Genomic DNA, 3,656 nt, shown 5'->3' with positions numbered 1-3,656 from the left:
CGTTGGTTCGAGCCCAACTAGACCCACCAAATCTTCCGAACATAAGATGCGAGGATCAGTGGGGGATTAGCTCAGCTGGGAGAGCACCTGCTTTGCAAGCAGGGGGTCGTCGGTTCGATCCCGTCATCCTCCACCAACCAAGAAGCCCTGCGGTAGGGCGAGAAACTAACACCAAAGCGGCTTCGCAAGAGGCCTCTTTGTTGTTGGTCCGGTATAGACCGGGTCAATCGGCTGTTCTTTAAAAATTCATAGAGTCGAATCAGCGTTGCCGGCGGAAAGCAGGAAACTGCACCGTGCCGTCGGCAACAAAAATTTGATTGCGTCAAAACGAATATTCAATTGAGCGAAAGCTGATTGAAGTTCAGTAATGACGAATTGTTCTCTAGGTAGCAATACCGAAGAAGAATTCACATTACGGCATAACGCGCGAGGTGAAAGACCTCGCAAGTCCTTGAAAGAAAGCGGAGATGTCTCGCAAGAGATGTCAAAGTTATAGGGTCAAGTGACTAAGAGCATGTGGTGGATGCCTTGGCGATGATAGGCGACGAAAGACGTGATAGCCTGCGATAAGCTTCGGGGAGCTGGCAAATAAGCTTTGATCCGGAGATTTCTGAATGGGGAAACCCACCTCGCAAGAGGTATCGCATGATGAATACATAGTCATGCGAGGCGAACCGGGTGAACTGAAACATCTCAGTAGCTCGAGGAAAAGACATCAACCGAGATTCCGAAAGTAGTGGCGAGCGAAATCGGAGGAGCCTTCTAGTGATAGCACGACTGTTAACAAAACGGAATGGAAAGTCCGGCCATAGTAGGTGATAGCCCTGTATGTGAAAGCAGACGTGTGGTACTGAGCTAGAGAAAAGTAGGGCGGGGCACGAGAAACCCTGTCTGAATATGGGGGGACCATCCTCCAAGGCTAAATACTCATCATCGACCGATAGTGAACAAGTACCGTGAGGGAAAGGCGAAAAGAACCCCGGGAGGGGAGTGAAATAGATCCTGAAACCGCATGCTTACAAAAAGTAGGAGCCCGCAAGGGTGACTGCGTACCTTTTGTATAATGGGTCAGCGACTTACATTCAGTGGCAAGGTTAACCGAATAGGGAAGCCGTAGAGAAATCGAGTCCGAATAGGGCGTCCAGTCGCTGGGTGTAGACCCGAAACCAAGTGATCTATCCATGGCCAGGATGAAGGTGCCGTAACAGGTACTGGAGGTCCGAACCGACTAGTGTTGCAAAACTAGCGGATGAGCTGTGGATAGGGGTGAAAGGCTAAACAAACTTGGAAATAGCTGGTTCTCTCCGAAAACTATTTAGGTAGTGCCTCAAGTATTACCTTCGGGGGTAGAGCACTGTTTTGGCTAGGGGGTCATGGCGACTTACCAAACCAAGGCAAACTCCGAATACCGAAGAGTAGAGCTTGGGAGACAGAGCACCGGGTGCTAACGTCCGGACTCAAGAGGGAAACAACCCAGACCGCCAGCTAAGGTCCCTAAAATTGGCTAAGTGGGAAACGAAGTGGGAAGGCTAAAACAGTCAGGATGTTGGCTTAGAAGCAGCCATCATTTAAAGAAAGCGTAATAGCTCACTGATCGAGTCGTCCTGCGCGGAAGATGTAACGGGGCTAAGCCAGTTACCGAAGCTGCGGATGCACAGTTTACTGTGCGTGGTAGGAGAGCGTTCTGTAAGCCTGTGAAGGTGTCTGGTAACGGATGCTGGAGGTATCAGAAGTGCGAATGCTGACATGAGTAGCGTTAAAGGGGGTGAAAAGCCCCCTCGCCGTAAGCGCAAGGTTTTCTACGCAACGTTCATCGGCGTAGAGTGAGTCGGCCCCTAAGGCGAGGCAGAGATGCGTAGTTGATGGGAAACAGGTCAATATTCCTGTACCGATGTGTAGTGCGATGTGGGGACGGAGAAGGTTAGCTCAGCCAACTGTTGGATATGTTGGTTCAAGCCTGTAGTCGTGCCCGGTAGGCAAATCCGCCGGGCTTAGATGAGGGGTGATAACGAGTCTGCTTGCAGACGAAGTGAGTGATACCCTGCTTCCAGGAAAAGCCACTAAGCTTCAGCTACACACGACCGTACCGCAAACCGACACTGGTGCGCGAGATGAGTATTCTAAGGCGCTTGAGAGAACTCAGGAGAAGGAACTCGGCAAATTGATACCGTAACTTCGGGAGAAGGTATGCCGCAAGTAGGTGAACTTGTACAAAGGGAGCCCAAAGCGGTTGCAAAAAATCGGTGGCTGCGACTGTTTAATAAAAACACAGCACTCTGCAAACACGAAAGTGGACGTATAGGGTGTGACGCCTGCCCGGTGCTGGAAGATTAAATGATGGGGTGCAAGCTCTTGATTGAAGTCCCAGTAAACGGCGGCCGTAACTATAACGGTCCTAAGGTAGCGAAATTCCTTGTCGGGTAAGTTCCGACCTGCACGAATGGCGTAACGATGGCCACACTGTCTCCTCCTGAGACTCAGCGAAGTTGAAATGTTTGTGATGATGCAATCTCCCCGCGGAAAGACGGAAAGACCCCATGAACCTTTACTGTAGCTTTGTATTGGACTTTGAACGGATCTGTGTAGGATAGGTGGGAGGCTTTGAAGTGAGGACGCTAGTTCTCATGGAGCCAACGTTGAAATACCACCCTGGTGCGTTTGAGGTTCTAACCTAGGTCCCTTATCGGGATCGGGGACAGTGCATGGTAGGCAGTTTGACTGGGGCGGTCTCCTCCCAAAGCGTAACGGAGGAGTTCGAAGGTACGCTAGGTACGGTCGGACATCGTGCTAATAGTGCAATGGCATAAGCGTGCTTAACTGCGAGACTGACAAGTCGAGCAGATGCGAAAGCAGGACATAGTGATCCGGTGGTTCTGTATGGAAGGGCCATCGCTCAACGGATAAAAGGTACTCTGGGGATAACAGGCTGATACCGCCCAAGAGTTCATATCGACGGCGGTGTTTGGCACCTCGATGTCGGCTCATCTCATCCTGGGGCTGTAGCCGGTCCCAAGGGTATGGCTGTTCGCCATTTAAAGAGGTACGTGAGCTGGGTTTAAAACGTCGTGAGACAGTTTGGTCCCTATCTTCCGTGGGCGCTGCAGATTTGAGGAAGCCTGCTCCTAGTACGAGAGGACCGGAGTGGACACACCTCTGGTGTATCGGTTGTCACGCCAGTGGCATTGCCGAGTAGCTAAGTGTGGAAGAGATAACCGCTGAAAGCATCTAAGCGGGAAACTCGTTTCAAGATGAGATCTGCCGGGGCCTTGAGCCCCCTGAAGAGTCGTTCAAGACCAGGACGTTGATAGGCTGGGTGTGGAAGGCGTGCAAGCGCTTAAGCTAACCAGTACTAATTGCTCGTGCGGCTTGACCCTATAACTTTGACAACACCGTCAAGGTTGTTATGCCAAGTGACGCAATCAAAACCAAAAGCTGATTTGCTCTATGAATTCGCCGTCCTGACCACAAACCAGGACAGCAACCCTTTATGCCTGATGACCATAGCAAGTTGGTCCCACTCCTTCCCATCCCGAACAGGACAGTGAAACGACTTTGCGCCGATGATAGTGCGGGTTCCCGTGTGAAAGTAGGTCATCGTCAGGCTCCTACAGCCCAAGCCGCCCTCAGATCCTCACCGGTCTGGGGGCGTTTTGCTT

Annotated in this window: 1 tRNA gene and 2 rRNA genes; all 3 read left to right on the top strand. The window is 51.3% G+C overall.

Annotated features, from left to right (window positions below):
• The first annotated feature begins 60 nt into the window (after positions 1-60).
• The 3 genes from T336_RS0122310 to rrf all read left to right on the top strand — a co-directional run bounded on the left by T336_RS0122310 (position 61) and on the right by rrf (position 3,603).
• Positions 61-136 (top strand) — tRNA-Ala (locus T336_RS0122310).
• Positions 137-496: 360 nt separating this feature from the next.
• Positions 497-3,374 (top strand): 23S ribosomal RNA (locus tag T336_RS0122305).
• Between the two features lie 116 nt (positions 3,375-3,490).
• A 5S ribosomal RNA gene (gene rrf / locus T336_RS0122300) occupies positions 3,491-3,603 on the top strand.
• The last annotated feature ends 53 nt before the right edge of the window (positions 3,604-3,656 follow it).

Origin of the sequence: Paracidovorax oryzae ATCC 19882 (assembly GCF_000687165.1) — a bacterium.
In the GTDB taxonomy this organism is placed as follows: domain Bacteria; phylum Pseudomonadota; class Gammaproteobacteria; order Burkholderiales; family Burkholderiaceae_C; genus Paracidovorax; species Paracidovorax oryzae.
This window is presented reverse-complemented; position numbering and strand designations above follow the sequence as displayed.